This window comes from Streptomyces sp. NPDC012794 (assembly GCF_042901085.1).
Lineage (GTDB): Bacteria > Actinomycetota > Actinomycetes > Streptomycetales > Streptomycetaceae > Streptomyces.
In genome coordinates this window covers 437,399-458,083 of record NZ_JBIBCI010000004.1, presented here as the reverse complement: position 1 = coordinate 458,083, position 20,685 = coordinate 437,399, and the positions used below count along the sequence as shown (strand labels likewise).

The following is a 20,685-nucleotide window of genomic DNA, read 5'->3' as shown; positions in this document are numbered from 1 at the left end:
CACGATACAAAACCTGGCAGGGTGCGCGCCACCGACGGCCGAGTGACTTATCCCTCCAAGGCGCTGCGGGTCGCCGGGCCGTAGACGCCGAAATCGTCCTCGTAGATCCCGTTCTCCAGCTGGAAGTCCGCCACCGCCCGCTCCACGCCGCGGCTGTACCGGCCGTCGAACCTGCCCCGGTACAGCCCCTGCTCCCACAGCAGCCGCTGGAGTTTTTCCACCTCGGGGCCCGAGTCGCCGGGACGCAGCGTGGCGGGCTTCGCCGACTTCGCCGGGGCCGAGGGGCTCGGGGAGCGGGTCGCGGTGGGGGAGGGCGGCGCCGAACGGGACGCGCTCGGGGAGGCGGACGCGGACGCCGAGCGGGAGGCGCTCGCCGACGGGGAGGACGGGGCCGAGGCGGAGGGGCTCGCCGTCGGGCCGGAGGGCGCCTCGGACGGCACGGCCGGGGCGGACTCGGTGACGGGCGACGACGGCTTCGGGTCCACCAGCGCCGCGTCGTGCTCCCCGGACCCCGTGAGCAGTACGAGGGCCACCGCCACCGCGCCGACGGCCACCGCCGTACCCGTAGCGGCCAGCAGCGGCAGCCGCCGGGAGCGGGCCCGCTCGGCGGGGCGGCCGTCGGGCCCTCGCAGGGGGACGGCGCGGAGCTGCACCGTCTGCTCCGCCGGCGGTACGGGTCCCGCCATGGGTGTCCCGTACGGCGGGGTGCCCGGCCCCTCCACGGGACCGGGTCCGGCGGGGACGGGCGGCAGCATGGCCGTCGGGGCCTCGTCGCCCCCGGCGGCGTGCCCGTGCGGTGCGATGTCCGGTCCCTGGGCCACCGGGCCCCGCGGGCCCTCCCCGGCGGTGTAGGCGGGCCACGGAGTCGCCTCGGTCGGATGCGGAACACCGGGCGGGTCCATGGGAGCGCCCGCCGAGCCGGCGCCGGGCCCGGCATCACCCGGCCCGGCCCCCGGCACGCTCGCGAAGAAGCCGGGTGTGGGAGCGGGCGCCGGGGGTTCCTGGGCAGCCGGGGGGACGGCCGGGTAGGGCGTGCCGGGGTTCGTGCCCGGGTACGTGCCGCCGTCCGCGCCCACGACCCCGCCCCGGTCCGGGTCCGGTTGGGCCATGGCGCCGAAGACCGGTTGGGGGGACGGCGGGGTCTGGTCGGCCCCCGGCATGGCCACGTACGGCCGAATGCGCAGCGGGTTGAATCCCACGCCCCGCGCGCACTCACAGCCGACGCCCACGGCGCCGCACTCCGGACAGCGCTCTGTGCTCACTGGTACCCCTCCCCTGGACATTGCCAGCGATTATGCAGACCCCTCCGGCCCCACCCAACCCTTCCGAGAGGCCATAACGGGACACACCGCTCAGGATGGAGATGTTGATCCGGCCTGAGGAGAGGAGGAGTCGATGGCTCAGGATGTGACCGCGTCGGCCAGGGGCCCGAAGCCCGCCGCCGAACACGCCTCACGCGAGGTGCTCGTCTCGATCGGGGCCCTGCTGCTGGGCCTGCTGATCTCCGCACTCGACCAGACCATCGTCTCCACCGCCCTCCCCACGATCGTCAGCGACCTCGGCGGCATGGAGCACCTGTCCTGGGTGGTCACCGCCTACATGCTGGCCGCCACCGCCGCCACACCGCTGTGGGGCAAGCTCGGCGACCAGTACGGACGCAAGAAGCTCTTCCAGGCCGCCATCGTCATCTTCCTGATCGGATCCGCCCTCTGCGGCCTCGCCCAGGACATGCCCCAGCTCATCGGCTACCGCGCCATCCAGGGCCTCGGCGGCGGCGGACTGATGGTGCTGTCGATGGCGATCGTCGGCGACATCGTCCCGCCCCGCGAGCGCGGCAAGTACCAGGGCCTCTTCGGGGCCGTCTTCGGCGCGACCAGCGTCCTCGGGCCCCTGCTGGGCGGCCTGTTCGTCGACCACCTCTCCTGGCGCTGGGTCTTCTACATCAACCTCCCCATCGGTCTCGTCGCGCTCCTCGTCATCGCCGCCGCCCTGCACATCCCGGTGCGCTCCTCCCGGCCCACCATCGACTACCTCGGCACCTTCCTCATCGCCTCCGTCGCCACCTGCCTCGTGCTCGTCGCCTCGCTCGGCGGCACCTGGGGCTGGGGCTCGGCCCGGATCATCGGACTCGCGGTCCTCGGCGCCGTCCTCCTCGTCGCGTTCCTCTTCGTCGAGCGGCGGGCCGCGGAACCGGTCCTGCCGCTCGGCCTGTTCCGGATCCGCACCTTCACCCTCTGCTCGGTGATCAGCTTCGTCATCGGCTTCGCGATGTTCGGGGCGATGGTCTACCTGCCGACCTTCCTCCAGGTGGTCCGGGGCGTATCACCGACCATGTCGGGCGTCCACATGCTGCCGATGGTGCTCGGCCTGCTGATCGCCTCCACCGCCTCCGGACAGATCGTCAGCCGCACCGGCCGCTGGAAGGTCTTCCCCATCACCGGTACCGCCGTCACCGCCCTCGGCCTCCTGCTCCTGCACCAGCTGAACCGCACCAGCTCCGACTGGGAGACGAGCGTCTACTTCTTCGTCTTCGGCATCGGCCTCGGACTGGTCATGCAGGTGCTCGTCCTCGTCGTGCAGAACGCGGTCAGCTACGCCGACCTCGGTGTCGCCACCTCCGGCGCCACCTTCTTCCGCTCCATCGGCGCCTCCTTCGGCGTCGCCGTCTTCGGCACGGTCTTCACCAACCGGCTCGACGACAAACTGTCCGACACCCTCGCGGGGGTCCCGCTGCCGCCCACCGCCACCCCCGCACGGCTTGAGGCCGACCCCCGGGCCATCGGCTCCCTCCCGCCCGAGCTGCGCCCACGGGTGCTGGACGCCTACTCCTCCGCCATCACCGACGTGTTCCTCTACGCGGTGCCCGTGGTGCTGCTCGCCTTCCTCGTCTCCTGGTTCCTGAAGGAGGACAAGCTGCGCGCGTCCGTCACCGCACCCGATGTGACGGAGACCCTGGCGTCCAACCCCGTGCACCGCTCCTCGCACGAGGAGGTCGCCCGCGCGCTGTCCGTGCTCGGCACCCGCGAAGGCCGCCGCCACGTCTACGAGAAGATCACCGCGAAGGCGGGCTACGACCTGCTGCCCGCCGCGAGCTGGCTGCTGCTGCGGATCAACAAGTACGGCTCCGTCGAGCCGGCCGTGCTCGCGGAACGCACCGCCGTCCCGCTCAAGACCATCACGGAGGCCGCCCGCCAGATCGAGGAACGCGCTCTCGCCACCAGGGAAGGGCTCCAGCTCGTCTTCACCGACCGGGGCAGGGAGGTGGCGGCCCGGCTGGCGCAGGCGCGGCAGGAATCACTCGCCGAGCTGCTCGGCGACTGGTGGGGGCCCGACCGGCCCACCGACCTCGTCAAGCTGGTCGAGGAGCTCAACCGGGAGCTCTGCGGATCCGACTCCGAGGAGCCCTACGACGCGCTTCCGCGCCGCGACCACGCCCCCGCCTAGGAGGAGACGGCGGCGGCGGTCCCACCGCCGTCGAGGTTCTTCTCGAACCAGTGCTCGGCGTACGGCCCGGAGTTGTACGCGGGTATCTCCCGGTACCCGTGGCGCGCGTACAGGGCGCGGGCCTCCACCAGGTCCGAGCGGGTGTCCAGGCGCACGCGCGTGGCGCCCAGTTCGCGGGCGGCCTCCTCCAGGGCGGCGAGCAGGGCCGCCCCGCCGCCGGTGCCGCGGGCGCGCTGGTCCACGTACACCCTGGTGAGCTCGGCGGTGGCGGGGTCGAGCAGGCGTATTCCGCCGCACGCCAGGGGCCGCCCGTCGAGCCGGCCGACCACGAACTGGCCCGTCGGCGGCACGAGCCCGTCCGCCGGGTCGTCCAGCATCCCCTGGTCGATCTCGGCCTCGGTGACGGAGCGCTCCCAGTACCGCCCGGCGACCTCCGCGTAATAGGCGCGGCGCAGCGCCGTGGCGTCCGGGGTGGCGAAGGGCTCCGCGACCACCTCCCACCTGCCGTTCACGGTGGCCGTGGCGTCTGTCGTGGTGCCTGTCGTGGTGCCTGTCGTGGTGATCGAATTCCTGTCCATGGCGTCATTGTGCAGCGCCCGCCGAACCCTCCGCGTGGAATATCCACAGGCACGGGCTGATGATGAGGAAAGGTGTAAATCGCACAATCGGAGGGTTGAACCGTCATGTCGGAGCATCCGGACTGTGCCCTGATCCGCCGCGGCTACGAGGCCTTCGGCAAGGGCGACATGGAGACCCTGGGCACGCTGATGACGGCCGACGTCATCCACCACGTGCCCGGCAACAACGTGCTCTCCGGGCACCACAAGGGCCGGGAAGCCGTCCTCGAGCTCTACCGCCGCCTCGGGGAGGAGACCAACGGCACCCTCCGGGTCCGCCTGGAGAACGTCATGGTGGACGGCCGGGGCCACGCGATCTCCGTGCACCTCGCCCAGGGCGACCGCGGCGACCGGGGCATCGAGATCCACGAGGGGCTCTTCTTCACCATCGTCGGAGGCAAGATCACCGACATCGACCAGTGCACCCAGGACATCGACGAGAGCGATGCCTTCTGGAGCTGACCGACCAGGAGCGCCGGACGTCAGGCGTCGGGCGTCGGACGTCAGGCGCCGGGCCGAGGCCGGTGGTCCCAGCCACGAACGAGCCGGACCGGACAGGCCCCGGGCGCCGGAGGGGCCCCGGCCCGACGCCCCCGACGCGCGCGCCCGGGTCCCTCCACACCCCTCGCCCCGAGAGGCCGTCAGGCCTTCTTCGGCGCCGCCTGCTGCACGACCTCGAACGACCACACCTGCGACCCGGAAGCCGCCGGCTTCGGCCGCTCACCGCCGGCCCCGCCCGCGCCCCCACCCTGGTGCGCGGCCTTCATCGGACCCTCCATCCACGCCTGGAAGTCCTCCTCCGACCGCCACCGGGTGTAGACGAGGTACTGGTCCGTGCCCTCGATCGGCCGCAGCAGCTCGAACCATTCGAACCCGTCCGAACCCTCCACGGCGCCCGCCCGCGAGGCGAACCGCTGCTCCAGCAGCTCCCGCTGCTCGTCCGGGACGGTCAGTGCGTTGATCTTCACGATGCTCATGGCCGCCATCCTAGGGATCCCGCCGGGATATCGTCGTCCAGGTAATGAAACGGGGCACGACGCGCGGCAGCCAGGCGAAGTCACAGTGGCGGTCGACAGGGCGGAGGGCGGCGGGGCGTGGCTGACGTGGCGGAGCGGGGCGGTGCCGGCGGGCATGCCGGGGTCATAGGCGGTAGCGGCCGGCCGGGGGCGGTGCGGCTCCTGCTGTGGGCGCTCGCCGCCGTACTCGGCGTCAGGCAGGCCGCCGCGGTGCTGCGGGTGCCACCCGGAGAATGGCTCGGTGGCTTCCAGTTCCCCGGCTCGCTCTACGACGCCGGGCAGTTCACGGGGACCCCCTTCGCCGGGCTCGTGCTCAAGCCGCTGGCCGCCCTCGCCACCCCCTCCCTGGAGGTGGCCTGGACCTGCGTGACCGTGCTGCTCGTCGCCGCGACCGGCCTCGTCGCCGCGCGGGCGCTCCCCGGCCCCGACCCCAGCCCCAGCCCCGGCCCCGCTACCGCTACCGCCCCCGTGCCCCGGCGCGCCGCGCTGCCGGCCGCGCCCGTGCTGGTCGCGCTGCTGCTGGTCTCCCTCCCCGTCCGCGAGGCCGCCCTGGCCGGGCGGACCGCCGTGCTGCCCGTGCTGCTGGTGCTCCTCGCCGTCTTCCGGGTCCCCGCGGGGCGGCCCGCCGGCTTCCTCGCCGGCCTCGCCGCCGCCCTCCAGCCGGCGCTGCTGCTCTTCGTCCCGCTGCTGTGGCTCATCGGCCGCCGCCCGGCCGCCAGGGCCGCCGCCGTGACCTTCGCCGGGGCCACCGCCCTGTCCTGGGCCTCGCTGCCGCGCGACTCGTGGACGTACTGGGTCGAGCACCTCGCCGGCACCGGCCTCGGCGGCGCCCCCGACGGCCTCGCCAACCAGTCCCTGCACGGCGCCCTCCTGCGCCTCGGCCTCAGTGGCCCCGGCGAAGTCGCGCTCTTCCTCGCCCTCGCCGCCGCCGTCGCCTGGCTCGGCCTGCGCCGTGCGGTCCGCTACGCCCACGACGGCCAGCTGCTGCTCGCCGTCGCCGTCACCGGCTGCGTCGCCGTCGTCGTCTCCCCGGCCGGCTGGCGCCACCAGCTGCTCTGGGTCCTCCTTGCCGTGGCCGGCAAGGTGGGCAGGCGGGCGGCCGACCGTCGGGTGTGGCCCGTCGCCGTCGTGCTGGCCATGACCCTGCCGAGCGCCGTGCTGCTGCCCAACCTGGCCGCGCTCGCCCCCGTACGCGACAACGTGCCGCTCCTCGCGGCCCTGGCGGCGGCCTGCGCCGTGCCGTTCCTGCCGCGCTCCTCCCCGTACTGGCGCGAGCCGGTGCCCACCGTCTACGGGCGGCCCGCCGACGCGCGCTGGTCCCGCGTCCCGCTGCTGCCGTTCTGGCGGCGGGTCGCCTCGCGCCCCAACCTGCTGCTGGAACTCCTGCTGATACGGGTCGGCTACTCGGTCTACTCGCACATCCGCGCCGCCGCCCCCGCGAGCCGCTCCGTCGCCGAGGACAACGCCGGCCGGATCCACGGGATCGAGCGGGCGCTCGGCATCGACATCGAGTACGCCGTCAACCAGGCCGTGGTGAACACGCGCTGGCCGGAGGCCTTCTTCAACTTCTACTACACCTCCTTCCACTTCGTGGTCCCCCTTGGCATCCTCGCCGTCCTGTACTGGCGCAGCCCCGGCGACTACCGCTGGGCGCGCGCCTCCCTCGGGCTGGCCACCGTCCTGGCGCTGGCGGGCTTCTGGCTGTACCCGCTCGCACCGCCGCGCCTCATGCCCGGCCTCGGCTTCGTCGACACCGTGCACGGGGTGCAGGACCTGGCGAACCCGTCGTACGGGGCGATGACCGCGATCTCCAACCAGTACGCCGCGATGCCCTCGCTGCACTTCGGCTGGTCCCTGTGGTGCGGGGTCGTGATCGTGGTCCTCGCCCGCCGGCGGTGGCAGAAGCTGCTCGGCGTCCTCCACCCGCTGATCACGGTGTGCGCGATCGTCGCCACCGCCAACCACTGGGTGCTCGACGCGGTCGGCGGCGCGGCCGTCGTCGCCGCCGGCTTCGGGCTGGTCCACGTGCTGTCCGGGCCGCGCGGGCTGAAGGCGCCTCTTCCCGTGCAGCGCCGGACTGCCGTGGACCCGGTACGCGCCCCCGCGGCGTCGGGCCGGGCCTAGCGGCGGCGAGGGCCGGTGCCGGGCCGAGGTGCCTGGACGCGGCGTCCGCCGCGTGATCCCGTCTGGGGCCGTCACCACCGGGTCTCCCCCGGAGTCACCCGCCGGTGGCGGAATTGGCCGAAGGGGCGCCGGGGGCGTGGCGTCCCCGGCGCCCCTTCGGTGGATCGCCGCGTCCTGTCAGGATCGGCCAGGTCCCGTGATGCCGCCACTCGGGCGGGTCACCGGGCCGGCGGACGGCAGGGGCCGGGGCGTGGGTGGTACGGCCCCTGCCGTCCTGGTTCACGGGCCCGCCCGCGTCAGTGCGGGGTCCCGGCGGTCCGTCACCCCGCGCTGACCCGCAGCTCCTTGATGCCGTTGAGCCAGGCCGCCCGCAGCCGCCGCGGGCCGTCCGAGGCTGGCCGGAGGTCGGGCAGGGCGTCGGCCAGGGCGTTGAAGATCAGGTCGATCTCCAGGATGGCCAGGGACTTGCCGAGGCAGAAGTGCGGGCCTCCGCCGCCGAAGCCGAGGTGCGGGTTGGGGTCACGGGTGACGTCGAAGACGTCCGGGTTCTCGAAGACCTCGGGGTCGTGGTTGGCGGAGGAGTAGAACAGGCCGACCCGGTCACCGGCCTTGATCTTCTGGCCGCCCAGCTCGGTGTCCCGGGTGGCGGTGCGCTGGAAGGACACCACGGGGGTGGCCCAGCGCACGATCTCCTCCGCGGCGGTGGACGGCCGGGCCGCCTTGTACAGCTCCCACTGCTCGGGGTGGGTGAGGAAGGCGTGCATGCCGTGGCTGATGGCGTTGCGCGTGGTCTCGTTGCCCGCGACCGCCAGCAGCAGGACGAAGAGGCCGAACTCGTCGGAGCGCAGGTTGCCCTCGCCCTCCGCCGCCACCAGCTGCGTGACGATGTCCTTGGCCGGGCACTCCTTGCGCTCGGCGGCCAGGTTCATCGCGTAGCCGATGAGCTCCACGGCCGCGTTGGAGCCGACTTCCTCGGTGATCGCGTACTCCGGGTCGTCGTACGCGATCATCTTGTTCGACCAGTCGAAGATCCGGGAGCGGTCCTCCTGCGGTACGCCGATCAGTTCGGCGATGGCCTGGAGCGGGAGTTCGCACGCCACTTGCGTGACGAAGTCGAAGGAGCCGTCCGCCGAGGCCTCCCGCGCCTCCTCCACGATCTTCCGGGCCCGGTCGCGCAGGGCCCGTTCCAGGCCCCGGATGGCGCGGGGGGTGAATCCCCGCTGCACGATCTGGCGTACGCGGGTGTGCTCCGGCGGATCCATGTTCAGCATGATCAGGCGCTGGGCATCTATCTGTTCGCGCTGGATGTGCTCGTTGAAGCGGATGATCGCGGTATTGGTGGTGGAGGAGAACAGCTCGGGGTGCGTGGAGACGTACTTGACGTCCGCGTGCCGGGTGACGGCCCAGTAGCCCTCGTCGTCGAACCCGGTGACGCCCCGCCGCTGCGCGCACCACCACACGGGCGCGGTCTGCCGCAGCTGCGCGAACTCCGGGAGGGGGACCCGGTCCTGGAGGATGTCGGGATCGGTGGCGTCGAAGCCTTCGGGCAGCGCGGGACAGGGCATCGGGCGACTCCAAAGTCTGACGAAGGTCTGACGGCCCATCAGAAGTTGGCTCGAAGGTAGTAACGAGTTCTACAACTCACAAGGGCTCTCGCGGCGACTGTTGCGTGTGGAATCCGTGTAAGGCGGGTGCAAGCCCCTTGCGTGCCCGGGGTCGAGGTCATAAGACTGCGGGGGAGAACTAGAACGCGTACTAGTTCGTGCGGGGCAGTCGCCGGGACGGGCCCGCCGCGCCGGCGCTGTGCAGAGAGTGCAGGAGAGGACGAGCTCATGGCCGCGGAACCCGTCATCGTCGAAGCCGTACGCACCCCCATCGGGAAACGCGGAGGATCCCTGGCCAACCTCCATCCCGCCTACCTGCTCGGCGAGACCTACCGCGAGCTCCTGGCCCGTACCGGAATCCAGCCCGACTGCGTCGAACAGATCGTCGGCGGCACCGTCACCCACGCCGGCGAGCAGTCCATGAACCCCGCCCGCAACGCCTGGCTCGCCATGGGCCTGCCGTACGAGACCGCCGCGACCACCGTGGACTGCCAGTGCGGCAGCTCCCAGCAGGCCAACCACATGGTCGCCAACATGGTCTCCGGCGGGGTCATCGACATCGGCATCGCCTGCGGGGTCGAGGCCATGAGCCGGGTCCCGCTGGGCTCCGGTTCCAAGCACGGGCCCGGCAAGCCCTTCCCGGACGAGTGGAACGTCGACCTCCCGAACCAGTTCGAGGCCGCCGAGCGGATCGCCCGCCACCGGGGCCTGACCCGCGAGGACGTCGACCGGCTCGGCGTGCTCTCGCAGGAGCGGGCCGCCACAGCCTGGGCAGAGGAGCGCTTCAAGCGGGAGACCTTCGCCGTCCAGGTGCCGACGACGGAGGAGGAGCAGGCCGCCGGTCAGGGCATGTGGCGGCTGGTCGACCGGGACGAGGGTCTGCGCGACACCAGCATGGAGGGCCTGGCCCGGCTCAAGCCGGTCATGCCGACGGCCGTGCACACCGCCGGGAACTCCTCCCAGATATCCGACGGCGCCGCCGCCGTGATGTGGGCGTCGCGCAAGATGGCCCGCGCGCTGAAGCTCAAGCCGCGCGCCCGGATCGTCGCCCAGGCGCTGGTCGGCGCGGACCCGCACTTCCACCTGGACGGCCCGATCGACGCGACCCGGGCCGTCCTGGGCAAGGCGGGGATGTCCCTCAAGGACATCGACCTCGTCGAGATCAACGAGGCCTTCGCCTCCGTCGTCCTCAGCTGGGCCCAGGTCTTCGGCCAGGACCTGGAGAAGGTCAACGTCAACGGCGGCGGCATCGCCCTCGGCCACCCCGTCGGCGCCACCGGCGCCCGGCTGATCACCACCGCGCTGCACGAGCTGGAGCGGCGCGACAAGGAATTCGCGCTGATCACCATGTGCGCGGGAGGCGCGCTGGCCACCGGCACGATCATCCAGCGCCTCTGACGGCGCTCACGGGACCCGTGGGATGGGATGCGAAGGCCCCGGCGGCCGGACCTGGGGAGGCCGGCCACCGGGGCCTTCGTATGCCCGCCGCCGCTACGCCGTGTACGGCAGCGGCTGCGTGCTCACCCGGTCGAGCAGGACGACGTTCGGGTTGCAGTCCACAGGGTGGACAGCCACCGACCCGTCCGGCCTCCGCCCCACGAGCAGCAGGCTGAACTCGGTGAGCGCCTGGAGCTGGGTCGGCTCGACCGCGTACTCGTAGACGCGCTGCCGGCCGTGCGCGAGGCTGGTGCTCTGGCTGTCGCCGGTCGTGTGCGTCGTGGACTCGTTGGTCGAGTACGTCCGGCTGGTCGACGTACCAATGGTCTCGCTGTAGCTGCCGCCGGAGCTGCTGGTGCTGCTCGTCGCGAACGGGTTGAAACCGCCCTGGTAGGTGTCGGAGCTCCCCCAGTTCGACCCCCGCGTCACCGACTCGCTGTACGTGGTGCCCACGCTCACCGAGGACCCGATCGTCTTGGCCACGGAGGTGCTGACCGTCGTCCCCTCGGTGTCCGTCAGCGAGTGCAGGACGAAGGAGTGGTGGCGGCCCAGGAAGTCCGCCGCGACCCCGGCCTCCTGGTGGTTGCCCAGCTTCATGAAGCCGACCGTGCCACCGCCGATCACCTCCTGTGCCCCCTCGCGCAGATGCGGGTGCAGGACGGTGAGCTGCGCACCGCGCCGCTCGCAGACACTGGCCAGCTGCTCCAGGTACCGCCGCTGGAGCCCCCGCTCGCCTAGCGCGACCACCACCGACGGCGCCGCCTCGGGGAAGGACGCCAGGCGCCGGGTCACGCTCTGCACCGCCAGGTCGGCCAGCAGCTCGGTACTGGCGGAGCCGGTGGTGAAGTCCAGCGCGATACAGGTGAGATAGCCCGGGCCGCGCCCGCAGCGCTCCGCGCCCAGCCGCTCCAGCGGATGGAGGAAGGACGCGAGCCGCAGCAGGCTGTCCCGCATCTGGTCCTTGTTCTTGTCACCCAGCAGCTCGTCCGCGATGCGGTTGCGCTCCGCCCGGGTGAGGGCCTCGGTGTCGTCGAGCTCGCCCATCAGGGCCCGCAGACCCGCCCCCAGCCGCGCCGGGGTGACCTCCGTCCCCAGGACCGCGCACAGCTGCTGGAGGATCCTCGTGTCCAGCGCCCGCCCGGCCCGGTTGCCCTCAGCCTCTTCCGCGTACACCGCCTCCACGAGGGTGTCGACCAGCTCCTGCGCGGTGAGACCGGTCACGATGCCGCTCTCGGCCATCCGGCTCGGCAGCAGCTGCACGTCGACGGCGACACCGGCGAGCCCGGCGACGGCGCACAGCTCCTCGCAGACGAGGGCCTGCGTCAGGTCGACCACGATCAGCGGCCGCTGCTGGAGGGTCGACGTGCCGAAGACGGTCAGGAACCCCTCACGGCTGCGCTGGCTGCCCCCGAAGATGTCCAGCCGCCGCATGTCCGGCCCTGCGGGGAGCGCGCCCCACGCGTCGAGGCCGTTGATCCACTGGTCCTGGGCCGCGGTGTGCTGGAGGGCCCGCTGCTGCCAGGAGTGCCAGGCATACTGGAAGTGCTGCTCCAGCTCCGCGCTCTTGGCCTCCAACTGCGCCCCGGCCTTCGCGGCCGCCTGCCCGGCGTGGACGACCAGGGCCGCGGTCGCCGCCGCCGCGATCACGGCCAGTACCACCATGAGGGCGCCGCCGACCGTCGTCAGGACCAGGAGCAGCAGCGATATCCCGCCACCGATCTTGACCGTGGAACTCTTGCGGTCCTCGTGCCTCAGCCGCGCGGCCTGCGCCCGGTTCTGGTACGCCACGGGTGCGGGTGGCCGCTGGGGCTCGGGCTCGGAGAAGAGGCTGCGCAGCGATTCGGGGTCGCGGTAGGTCCAGCCGAGCCGCTGGCCGGGCTCGAACAGGCGCAGACAGCGGGTGGCCGCCTGAGCCTCGGTGTTCTGCACGCTCATGACGGCAGGCCTCCGGTCGGTGCGGCGGGTCCGTCCGCTGCGGCGACGAACGGATCCAGCGCGCGAATGCGCTGGTGTACCGGCGGGTGCGTGGCCATCAGCCGGGTCAGCAGGCCCTGCTGGAGGCGACCGTCGTCGGCACCGCCGTTCGTATCGTTCTGCAGGCCGGTGAACGCAGCGTGCAGTTGGGGTCCGTACCCGATCTCCCCGGCGAACCGGTCGGCGCGCAGCTCACCGCGACGCCCCGCCCAGGCGAGGAGGAACGGGATGGCGAGCAGGGCCAGCGCCGGGGGGAAGGTGACGGCGAAGGTGACGGCGAGAGCGAGCATGATCAGGGCGAGGATCCCCGCGAAGCAGGACGTGCCCTCGGCCACCACGAAGAGGATCCCCCGCATGATGAACTTCACGATGCCCATCACGAACCGGGCCGGGAAGGCGTACCAGATACCGATCAGACCCGCCCAGGCGTGACCGCCGACGTGGTGCCCCAGCTCGTGCGCGAGGACAGCTGCGAGCCTCTCCTCCGGGAGTTCGTTCAGTGACCGGCGCGTCACACTGACGATGTGGCCTGCGGCGGCGAAAGCGTTGATCTCGTTGCTGTCCTCGACCCACAGGTCATAGCGCGAGCCGTCGATGCCCGCGTGCCCGGTGACCTCGTGCCAAATCGGACGGAGCCGGGCCATTTCGGCTGCCGTGGGTTCGCGGACCTTGAACATCAGACGGGCGAGAGCCCGCTCGGTGGGACGGTGGAACATCAGTGCGCCAGACGCGAGCCAGGCGATGACGAAGACGATGTCCAGCCCGGGCGGAAGCAGCTGGGAGAGCAGCCAGATGACCACGAAGCTGCCCAGGAACAAGGGGAGGTGGAGCAGCAGCGTGGTGATGGACGAGGCGTCCGCCCCACGACGTATGGGCGGCGGCGCGCCCGGGTCGTACGGGGCCGGCTGCGCGGGGTCGTACGCCGCGACCTGCGCGGGGTCGTATGCGGCGGTCGGCTGCGCCGGGTCGTAGGCGGGGGCGTGCTGGTACGCGGGTACGGGAGCCCCGGCGGGCATCGGCGGGGCCTGCCCGGGCTCCGGCTTCGCGAGCGTGGGCGGCGTGGCCGGGGGCGGCGTCACCGGGGCCGGGGGGTTGCCCGGAGCCTGGAAGCCCGGGGCGGGAGGCGGCGTAGCGAAGGCGCCGGGCGCGTACTGCGGTGGCTGCTGCTGGGGCTGCTGCGGGGCCTGTGGCTGCTGGGGTGGCTGCGGCAGCGCCGGCGACGGGGTCGGCGCGTAGGGCCGGCCCGGGGTCGCGTACGGCTGCGGCGGCGGGGCGGCGGGGTGGCCCGGGGCGGCCGCCTGGGCCGGTGGCGCGAGGTGGAAGCTGCCGGTGACTGCCGCCGGCGGGGCGGGAGGCGTCGCCTGCGGCGGGACCGGCGGGGTGCCCGGGTACGGGTGGCCCTGCTGCGGGAAGCGGGGGTCGGCCGGCGGGGCCGTCTGCTGCCGGGGGCCCGGGGGCTGCTGCCCGTACGGCTGGGGCGGCACCGGCTGCGGTGCGCTCGGGGCGGTGAATTCACTTTTATCCGGGGGGAGATGAGGCTGTCTGGGATCGACTGGTTGGTTCACGGAAGTCCCCCTGTGGATACCTGACGCCGTGCACGGTGCTTTCGTACGGCGTTGAAATGAAGACAGTTGACCAAATGCCTCCGGTAGGTGCCACATGGGACAGTCGGTGATCCGACCCGCTACCGGACCCGCCGAAGCGGAGAATCATTCATCGACCTGTAGTCGGGTCATGCTGCATCACGCATGCCCCGAGGTCCAATTCACTTCCGGTCAACGCCCCTCCCGACTGCCGGGGGTTGGAGCTGACTTCGAGTGACTCTACGATGCTGGCGACGAGTTCGATCGATTGAAGGCGGGGCTGTGTCGACCACGCTGCGCGAAACCGCGGGCGAGGCATGGCACCGCCTCCTCGCACTGCCCACGTACGCCCTGACCGAGGTCCCCCGGCAACGCCCCGACGCCAACCGGCCGGCCGGCCCCGACGACGAACTGCGCGCCCACCGCTTCGCCGCGCTGGTCTCCGCCTTCCACTCCCGCTGCCCCTCCGACCCCGGCCGGGGCGGCCTTCTCCTCGGCTGGTCGCGCCCGTCGGCCACCCACCCCCTCGACGTGTTCCTGGGCGGTACCGCGCTGGCCGGCGGCGACGACCCCTCCGACCCGGGCACGGCCCTGCTCCGCCTCCCAGCCGGGGCACGGGCGCGGCGGCACGCCCCGGGGGCCGTCGTCGGCTCCCTGGCACAGTTCCCGCACTGGACCGCCATCGCCGGAGTCGCGGACGGACTGCTCGTCGACGACGAACCCCGGCAGCCGGGAGCGTCAGGCCTGCGCCCCACGCTCGAGGACTGCCTGCTCGGCGTCTGGCAGGAGGCCTTCGCCTGGCTGCTGCTGGCCGACCCGGTGCCGCCGCGGGAGCTCGACGAGCTGACCGGTGATGCAGCGGACCGGCAGCGCCGGGCACAGTCCAAGGCGGCCGGCTCGCCCGAGTACGCCCTGGAAGCCGGCCGGCTGGAGCGCCGGCACAAGGAGCTGGCCAAGGCTTCGGCCACCGGGCTGTGGCGCATACGCCTCCTGGCCGGCGGCCGCACCCCCGACGAGGCCCAGAGAGTGGCGGCCCTGGTCTGCGCGTCGGCGGACCTCGAAGGACTCCCGTACGCGCTCCGGCCCACCGGATGGGCCGGCGACTTCCCCACCGTCGTCACAGCCGGACTGGAGACGGACCCGGCCCAGAACGCGGGCTACCCCTTCGTCGGCAGCTCGGAACTGCTCGCGGCCCTGGCCCGCCCCCCGGCCCAGGAGATACCCGGCGTCCGCTTCGCCCTGCGCCCCGAGTTCGACGTCACCCCCGAGAACCGGGCCCCCTCGCTCCAGCCGGGCGCCGCGGGCCCCATCCGGCTCGGCACGATCCTGGACCGCAACCGTGGCCCGGTGGGCTCCCTGGACCTGCCGCGCTCGACGCTCAACCGGCACACCTTCGTGTGCGGGGCCACGGGCGGCGGCAAGTCCCAGACGGTACGCGGTCTGCTCGAAGCGGCGACGCGGGAGCGGCTGCCGTGGCTGGTCGTCGAGCCGGCCAAGGCGGAGTACCGGTTCATGTCCGCGCGGCTGGGCGACGAACACGAGGTCATCGTGATCAAGCCCGGAGACCGCGACGCCCTCCCGGCGGGCCTCAACCCCCTGGAGCCCTCCGTCTTCGCCGACGGGGAACGCTTCCCCCTCCAGACCCACCTGGACATGGTCCGGGCCCTCTTCCTTGCCTCCTTCGACCCGCAGGAACCGTTCCCACAGGTCCTGAGCGCCGCCCTGACCCGCTGCTACGAGGACCTGGGCTGGGACCTCACCCTCGGCGAACCCCGCTCCGCCGGGACCGAGCCGCGCTACCCGACGCTGGAGGACCTGGAGCACACGGCGCTGCGGATCGTCGCGGAGATCGGCTACGGCAAGGAGATCACCGACAACGTCCAGGGCTTCATCAAGATCAGGCTCGCCAGCCTCCGCCTCGGCACCACCGGCCGGTTCCTCGAGGGTGGCCACCCCATCGATTTCGGCCAGCTCCTCCAGCGGAACGTCGTTTTCGAGATCGAGGACGTCGGAGACGACAAGGACAAGGCGTTCCTGATGGGGACCATCCTCATCCGCCTCATCGAATACCTCCGGATGGAACAGCGCACCACCCGCCGGATCGCCTTTCCCCTGCGCCACATCACCGTCTTCGAGGAGGCCCACCGACTCCTTCGGCGTTCGGAGGAAGGCGGGGCGAGCGCCCACGCCGTCGAGATGTTCGCGGGACTCCTGGCCGAAATCCGCGCGTACGGGGAGGGATTGGTGATCGCCGACCAGATTCCGAGCAAACTCGTCCCCGACGTCATCAAGAACACCGCCGCCAAGGTCGTCCACCGCCTCCCGGCCCAGGACGACCGCGAGGCCGTCGGCGCCACGATGAACATCACCGAGGCCCAGTCGGAGTACCTGGTCACCCTCAAGCCGGGCGAGGCGGCGGTCTTCACCGACGGGATGGACTACCCCCTGCTGGTCCGCATGGAGGACGGCACCGCGCGCGAGGACGCGTCCGCCATCCGGCCGGCCTCCCCGGCCCCGATGGTCACGGCCCGCAGCCGGGCCTGCGGCGCGGACTGTGCGGCGGCCCCCTGCACGCTCCGCCAGCTGCGCACGGCGCAACGCCTGACCGAACAGGACGAGCTGCGCGTCACCCTCTGGGCCGAGATGGCCGTGGCCTCCCACCTGCTGGGCTGGGTCACCCCCCTGCCGGGGGAGGCGATGCGCCGCGACCTGGCCCCGTACTGGACGTCGGACCGGCGCCTGGTGGAGTGCGCCATCGGCCAGGCCGTCGACCGCGCCGTCCACAGCCGCGTGGGCGCCCCGCAGGCCCCGGAGGCCCTGGCCGGGCACGTCGCGGAGACGATGCGCGCCCAACTCGACGGCGAGGACCCCTGCCCGGTCGCCGAACCGCAGTGGAAGGCCCGCAAGGGAACGAAGACGCGCCAGTACTACCACGGCCGCCACACCCCGTCCGTACTGGAGCAGATCGTCGGCTGCGCGGACCCGTCGGACGACTGGTCCCAGCGCTTCGCCCGCGCCCTCACCGTCTTCACACGCAGACCGCGCAAGCGGGCTCCGGCCGAACCGTCCATGGGGGACAAGGAATGAGCGAGCTCGACACGACGGACACCACCAGGCCCGACACCCCGACACCGCCTCCGCCGCTGGAGCAGGCGGAACCAATCGGGGAACCGAAGGAGGCCCCAGAGCCCAAGGGCGGTGAGACCCCCGACACCGGGACGAAGGGGGACGCCTCCGATCCCGAGGAACCGGAAGCCCCGGACGAGGCAGGGGACGCGGATGCGGAGCCGACGGAGGAAGGCGACCCGGCCGAGCCGGGGGACCCCACCGAACCGGCGGCCCCGGAGGCCTCGACCGCCTCCGAAGGTGACCCCGAGACAGAGGCCGACGAAGCCGACCCGGCCGAGCCCGAGCAGCTGGCGGACCCGGACCAGCCCACGGAACCGACCGCCCAGGAGCAGCCAGCGGACTCGGACCAGCTCGGCGAGCCTGAGAACCCGGACGAGCCCGAGCAAGTGGCGGACCCGGACGAGCCAGAGGGCCGGAAGCCGCCGGAGCCACTGGAGAACGGGGAAGGAACCGAGGCAGAGGAAGAGCCTGACGACCCCATCGACCAGGACACCACGGAGGAACAGGGCGACGCAGAAGCCCCCGAGGAGCCGACGGAGCCGCGCGACTCCACAGAGGAGGAGTCTCCCGAGTCCCCTGAGCCGACCGATCCCGAGGCATCCGAGGCGTCCGCCGAGGACGCCCGCGCTCCTGAGTCTCCAGAAGACCCGGACGACGAACTTCCCGAGTTGGAGCTGGAACTCAAGCCCTACCGCGACTCCGTCCCGTACTCGGTCCTGTACACAGCATCACTTGGTACCGAGAAGCAGACCGAGGCGCCCAGCAAGGCGCCCGAGCTGCCGCGCCAGACTTCGTCCAATGATGAGGTCGAGTCGGCGACCCCGCAGGAGCTCGAGGCGTGCGAAGAACCGGAGCCCTCCGACGCTGCTGATGGTCCTGTGGACCCCTTGGATGCCCGGAAGCAGGAGGCGCTTGCCAACGGGCTGATCGACGAGGCCGGACGCGTGCCCGTCGAGGAACTCGAATCCGGCGACCGGGTGCGTGGCTGGCCGTGTGACGACACCGGATACGAGATACGGGACGAGGACTTGCAGTTCCTCGGTCTGGACGAGAAGCAGGTCGAAGCATGGCAGCGGTTCGAGGCACCGCTGGGGATGAGCCCGGAACAGTTCAAGGAATTCAAGAGCACCCTGAACGACGCCCTCGCGGCGGACGGAATCGATCCGGATCAGGTGGACATCCGGCTGCAGGGCTCGTCGGCGCAGTTCTTCTCCGGATCGCACAAAGACTTCCCGACAGAGAGTGATCTCGCCGACCAGCCCGAGGCACAGAACAAGCTGGTGGAGTGGATGGGTGACCGGCCGGAGTCCGAACGCCCCGCCCGGATACCTTTCGACGCCAAGCACCTGCTGGGGGTCGAAGACGGCAACGGTGAGGCCGAGCCGCCCAGTGACTATGACGTCCAGATCTCGTCCAGCGACATGGTCGGCAAGGCGCGGGATGCCTGGGAGGCCTCGGATCCCGATACACGCAAGCCCGACGTGATCCACCCGAAGTATGACTTTGTGGATAAGAAGACGGTCGAGAAGGCGTTCCCCGCACTCGACGAGTGGAAAGATCACTGGGAGCAGGAGACCGGTCGCGAAGTGGCTCCTGCCCTGTTCACTTCGGACGGTCCGCCGGACAGGACCGGTGTGGGCACGGGGATCTCGACGCATTTCCGTGAAACCGATTGGATCATCAACCGTCCTGGAGGCGATGTAGATGCATGACCAGCTGCAGATCCGAATGAAGGGCGAGCTCGACGCGGATCGGCTCTCCAGCTTCCGGCGCGAGGTGGGACTCACCCCGCGTGGTCGTCTCGATGACGACTGGGATGAGGAGTTCGGACGGCGGGAGCTGCGCACTGCCGAGCAGGGCAGGGTCAAGGTGTCTTTGTGGCGCTACGCGCATGACGACTGGATGGTCTCGCTCGACTACGCGCGTGATCCACTGCCGGCCGAGGAGACGGAGGCGCTCCGGCAGGTGATCCTGGACGCCGCGGCGCGGGCTGGGCTGACTGTTACCGCCCAGGTTTCCTCCTGAGGCCCAGGAAGGGTGAGAAGCATGCCAGGAGCAGAGTTCTACGTGTCCGCCGACGTGGAGGCCGACGGCCCGGTGCCCGGGCCGTTCTCGATGTCGAGCTTCGGTCTGGCGGTCGCGGGCATCCGTGACGGGTCCGGGTTCCGGGCTGTCGATCCGGCCGAGCGCACGTTCTACGCCGAGCTGAAGCCGATCAACGATGTTTACGACCCGGAGGCCCTGGCGGTTGGAGGCCTGGACCGCGACCTGCTGGTGCGTGAGGGTCAGGATCCGGCGCAGGCCATGAACGCCGCCGCGGACTGGCTGGCAGCCATGTCCGAGGAGTTGGGTGCCTCCCCGGTGTTCGTGGCGTACCCGCTGGGTTATGACTGGATGTGGATGTACTGGTACTTCGTCCAGTTCGCCGCGCAAGGCTCGCCGTTCGGGCATTCTCGCTGCCTGGACCTCAAGACGCTGTATGCGGCCAAGGCCGCCGTGCCGGTCGGTGAGGCGGCGAAGCGGTCGATGCCGAGCCATCTGCTGTCGACCCGCCCCCACACGCACAACGCCCTGGATGACGCCATCGAGCAGGGTGAGCTGTTCCAGAACCTGATGCGCTGGCACGGTGCTTAGGGTCCATGCGGCTCTGCCGGGCCGACTGGGCATCGGCGGACGACAAGGATCAGGAGGTCCGCGTGTGAACGTCGAGCTGCGCCAGCACGTCAGCGTACCTGCGCGATCTCTACGACTACCTGTTCGTAGGGAGCGAGCAACAGCCCGTACCGCCGGGTGGCGGGCGGGAGCGGCTGTCGGAAATTCCTCGCGAGTTCACCGTCCGTCGTGGACAGGTGACCCGCTTGCCCTTCGGCTCGTTCGGAGGTGTGTCTGCGGTCCCGGCCAGGGGCGGCAGCCTGCCTTGGCGAAGGTGTCCATCACGCTGCCGGACGGTCGGGGGGAAGGCCGGATCCTGTCGCCAGGTGCCGCGAGCGCTCTGCCCGGCGGCACGTGGACGGTGGCCGAGATCAGCGATGCCGGGACCGCTTGCTGGTCGGTGCGGTTGCGGCTGGTCGGCTGAGGGCTCGCGTTGCGGGAGGGGCCGGAGGCTGGCGAGGACGGGAGTGACGACGCGAAGACGCCCGGCCGGGGAGTCCCGGGCGGGCGTCTTCGTGTTTGTGTTGTCGGTTTAGTACCAGTGGTTGGCCTGCCAGAAGTTCCAGGCGCCGACCGGGCTGCCGTACCGCTCGTTCATGTAGTCCAGGCCCCACTTGATCTGGGTGGCCGGGTTGGTCTTCCAGTCCGAGCCCGCCGAGGACATCTTCGACGCGGGCAGCGCCTGCACCAGACCGTAAGCACCGGAGGAAGCGTTCGTCGCGGTGTGGTTCCAGCCGCTCTCATGGCTGACGATCTTGTCGAAGGCCGCGAACTGCGCCGGGTCCTTGATCATCTGCTGGGCGATCGCCTTCGCACCCGTCGGAGCGGCCTGCGCGGGAACGGCGGCGAGCATGGAACCCGCGACACCCAGAGCGAGGACAGTACCGGCGAGGGACTTCTTCGAAGCGGCGATGCGGCGGATGACGGCGTGGGACACGGAGAAACCTTCCGAAGGGAACAAGGACGGTCGCCGCATGCCGAAGGCACACGTGAGCCACTCACACAGGAGAGGGATTCGACCGGCGGGGGGCCAAGCGCCCCGGCCGCCTCGGCGACAACACCAGTTAGCCAGCCCCCACCCCGCCTGGCAACGCCCCCCACCTAC

Annotated in this window: 16 protein-coding genes; 9 read left to right on the top strand and 7 right to left on the bottom strand. The window is 71.7% G+C overall.

Annotated features, from left to right (window positions below; translation table 11 throughout):
* Positions 1-47: 47 nt before the first annotated feature.
* Positions 48-1,262 carry a peptidoglycan-binding protein gene (locus tag ACFY7H_RS10685; RefSeq protein WP_388936095.1) on the bottom strand — a complete coding sequence of 405 codons (1,215 nt, stop codon included), beginning with the start codon at positions 1,260-1,262 and terminating at the stop codon, positions 48-50.
* Between the two features lie 133 nt (positions 1,263-1,395).
* Here ACFY7H_RS10685 and ACFY7H_RS10680 point away from each other — a divergent pair, with 133 nt between their 5' ends.
* Positions 1,396-3,444 carry a DHA2 family efflux MFS transporter permease subunit gene (locus ACFY7H_RS10680; RefSeq protein ID WP_388936092.1) on the top strand — a complete coding sequence of 683 codons (2,049 nt, stop codon included), beginning with the start codon at positions 1,396-1,398 and terminating at the stop codon, positions 3,442-3,444.
* On the opposite strand, the gene ACFY7H_RS10675 is transcribed toward ACFY7H_RS10680, so the two are convergent.
* Positions 3,441-3,938, bottom strand: coding sequence for a GNAT family N-acetyltransferase (locus ACFY7H_RS10675; protein ID WP_388936243.1), 498 nt, complete (start codon positions 3,936-3,938; stop codon positions 3,441-3,443). The genes ACFY7H_RS10680 and ACFY7H_RS10675 overlap by 4 nt on opposite strands.
* A gap of 189 nt (positions 3,939-4,127) precedes the next feature.
* On the opposite strand from ACFY7H_RS10675, the gene ACFY7H_RS10670 reads away from it, so the two are divergent.
* A complete protein-coding gene (locus tag ACFY7H_RS10670) occupies positions 4,128-4,523 on the top strand; it encodes a nuclear transport factor 2 family protein (protein WP_388936090.1) in 396 nt (131 codons plus the stop codon).
* Between the two features lie 179 nt (positions 4,524-4,702).
* On the opposite strand, the gene ACFY7H_RS10665 is transcribed toward ACFY7H_RS10670, so the two are convergent.
* Positions 4,703-5,038 carry an antibiotic biosynthesis monooxygenase family protein gene (locus tag ACFY7H_RS10665; protein ID WP_388936087.1) on the bottom strand — a complete coding sequence of 112 codons (336 nt, stop codon included), beginning with the start codon at positions 5,036-5,038 and terminating at the stop codon, positions 4,703-4,705.
* A 117-nt stretch (positions 5,039-5,155) separates the two neighbouring features.
* Here ACFY7H_RS10665 and ACFY7H_RS10660 point away from each other — a divergent pair, with 117 nt between their 5' ends.
* Entirely contained in the window at positions 5,156-7,201 is a 2,046-nt protein-coding gene (locus ACFY7H_RS10660; RefSeq protein ID WP_388936085.1) for a phosphatase PAP2 family protein, read from the top strand.
* A gap of 320 nt (positions 7,202-7,521) precedes the next feature.
* On the opposite strand, the gene ACFY7H_RS10655 is transcribed toward ACFY7H_RS10660, so the two are convergent.
* On the bottom strand, positions 7,522-8,766 hold the full coding sequence (locus tag ACFY7H_RS10655; protein ID WP_388936082.1) for a cytochrome P450: 1,245 nt from the start codon (positions 8,764-8,766) through the stop codon (positions 7,522-7,524).
* Between the two features lie 267 nt (positions 8,767-9,033).
* Between ACFY7H_RS10655 and ACFY7H_RS10650 the strand changes: the two genes are divergently transcribed.
* Positions 9,034-10,203, top strand: a complete 1,170-nt coding sequence (locus ACFY7H_RS10650) for a steroid 3-ketoacyl-CoA thiolase (RefSeq protein ID WP_388936078.1) — start codon at positions 9,034-9,036, stop codon at positions 10,201-10,203.
* Between the two features lie 93 nt (positions 10,204-10,296).
* Here ACFY7H_RS10650 and ACFY7H_RS10645 read toward each other — a convergent pair whose 3' ends face one another.
* Positions 10,297-12,177, bottom strand: a complete 1,881-nt coding sequence (locus tag ACFY7H_RS10645) for a hypothetical protein (protein WP_388936075.1) — start codon at positions 12,175-12,177, stop codon at positions 10,297-10,299.
* Positions 12,174-13,700 carry a M48 family metalloprotease gene (locus tag ACFY7H_RS10640; RefSeq protein WP_388936072.1) on the bottom strand — a complete coding sequence of 509 codons (1,527 nt, stop codon included), beginning with the start codon at positions 13,698-13,700 and terminating at the stop codon, positions 12,174-12,176. The genes ACFY7H_RS10645 and ACFY7H_RS10640 overlap by 4 nt, the downstream gene beginning before the upstream one ends.
* A 381-nt stretch (positions 13,701-14,081) precedes the next feature.
* Here ACFY7H_RS10640 and ACFY7H_RS10635 point away from each other — a divergent pair, with 381 nt between their 5' ends.
* From ACFY7H_RS10635 to ACFY7H_RS10615, 5 genes are all read left to right on the top strand, one after another.
* Positions 14,082-16,886 carry a helicase HerA domain-containing protein gene (locus ACFY7H_RS10635; RefSeq protein WP_388936068.1) on the top strand — a complete coding sequence of 935 codons (2,805 nt, stop codon included), beginning with the start codon at positions 14,082-14,084 and terminating at the stop codon, positions 16,884-16,886.
* Complete coding sequence (locus ACFY7H_RS10630) at positions 16,883-18,640, top strand: hypothetical protein (RefSeq protein WP_388936065.1); 1,758 nt, start codon at positions 16,883-16,885, stop codon at positions 18,638-18,640. The genes ACFY7H_RS10635 and ACFY7H_RS10630 overlap by 4 nt, the downstream gene beginning before the upstream one ends.
* A complete protein-coding gene (locus ACFY7H_RS10625; protein ID WP_388936062.1) occupies positions 18,633-18,953 on the top strand; it encodes a hypothetical protein in 321 nt (106 codons plus the stop codon). Before ACFY7H_RS10630 ends, ACFY7H_RS10625 begins: the two co-directional genes overlap by 8 nt.
* A gap of 42 nt (positions 18,954-18,995) precedes the next feature.
* Positions 18,996-19,562 carry an exonuclease gene (locus tag ACFY7H_RS10620; RefSeq protein ID WP_388936060.1) on the top strand — a complete coding sequence of 189 codons (567 nt, stop codon included), beginning with the start codon at positions 18,996-18,998 and terminating at the stop codon, positions 19,560-19,562.
* A 292-nt stretch (positions 19,563-19,854) separates the two neighbouring features.
* Positions 19,855-20,004: a hypothetical protein gene (locus ACFY7H_RS10615; protein WP_388936057.1), complete on the top strand. Its 150-nt coding sequence runs from the start codon at positions 19,855-19,857 to the stop codon at positions 20,002-20,004.
* Positions 20,005-20,112: 108 nt separating this feature from the next.
* Here the strand turns inward: ACFY7H_RS10615 and ACFY7H_RS10610 are convergent, their stop codons facing one another.
* The gene (locus ACFY7H_RS10610) at positions 20,113-20,556 is read right to left on the bottom strand and encodes a transglycosylase SLT domain-containing protein (RefSeq protein ID WP_388936054.1); all 444 of its coding nucleotides are present in this window, start codon (positions 20,554-20,556) and stop codon (positions 20,113-20,115) included.
* Positions 20,557-20,685: the final 129 nt, after the last annotated feature.

What these genes read in the sequence shown, in the direction of transcription:
- ACFY7H_RS10680 (WP_388936092.1), top strand. Translation starts at nt 1,396, where the DNA reads ATGGCTCAGGATGTGACCGCGTCGGCCAGGGGCCCGAAGCCCGCCGCC.
- ACFY7H_RS10670 (WP_388936090.1), top strand. Translation starts at nt 4,128, where the DNA reads ATGTCGGAGCATCCGGACTGTGCCCTGATCCGCCGCGGCTACGAGGCC.
- ACFY7H_RS10665 (WP_388936087.1), bottom strand. Translation starts at nt 5,038, where the DNA reads ATGAGCATCGTGAAGATCAACGCACTGACCGTCCCGGACGAGCAGCGG.
- ACFY7H_RS10655 (WP_388936082.1), bottom strand. Translation starts at nt 8,766, where the DNA reads ATGCCCTGTCCCGCGCTGCCCGAAGGCTTCGACGCCACCGATCCCGAC.
- ACFY7H_RS10650 (WP_388936078.1), top strand. Translation starts at nt 9,034, where the DNA reads ATGGCCGCGGAACCCGTCATCGTCGAAGCCGTACGCACCCCCATCGGG.
- ACFY7H_RS10645 (WP_388936075.1), bottom strand. Translation starts at nt 12,177, where the DNA reads ATGAGCGTGCAGAACACCGAGGCTCAGGCGGCCACCCGCTGTCTGCGC.
- ACFY7H_RS10630 (WP_388936065.1), top strand. Translation starts at nt 16,883, where the DNA reads ATGAGCGAGCTCGACACGACGGACACCACCAGGCCCGACACCCCGACA.
- ACFY7H_RS10625 (WP_388936062.1), top strand. Translation starts at nt 18,633, where the DNA reads ATGCATGACCAGCTGCAGATCCGAATGAAGGGCGAGCTCGACGCGGAT.
- ACFY7H_RS10610 (WP_388936054.1), bottom strand. Translation starts at nt 20,556, where the DNA reads ATGCGGCGACCGTCCTTGTTCCCTTCGGAAGGTTTCTCCGTGTCCCAC.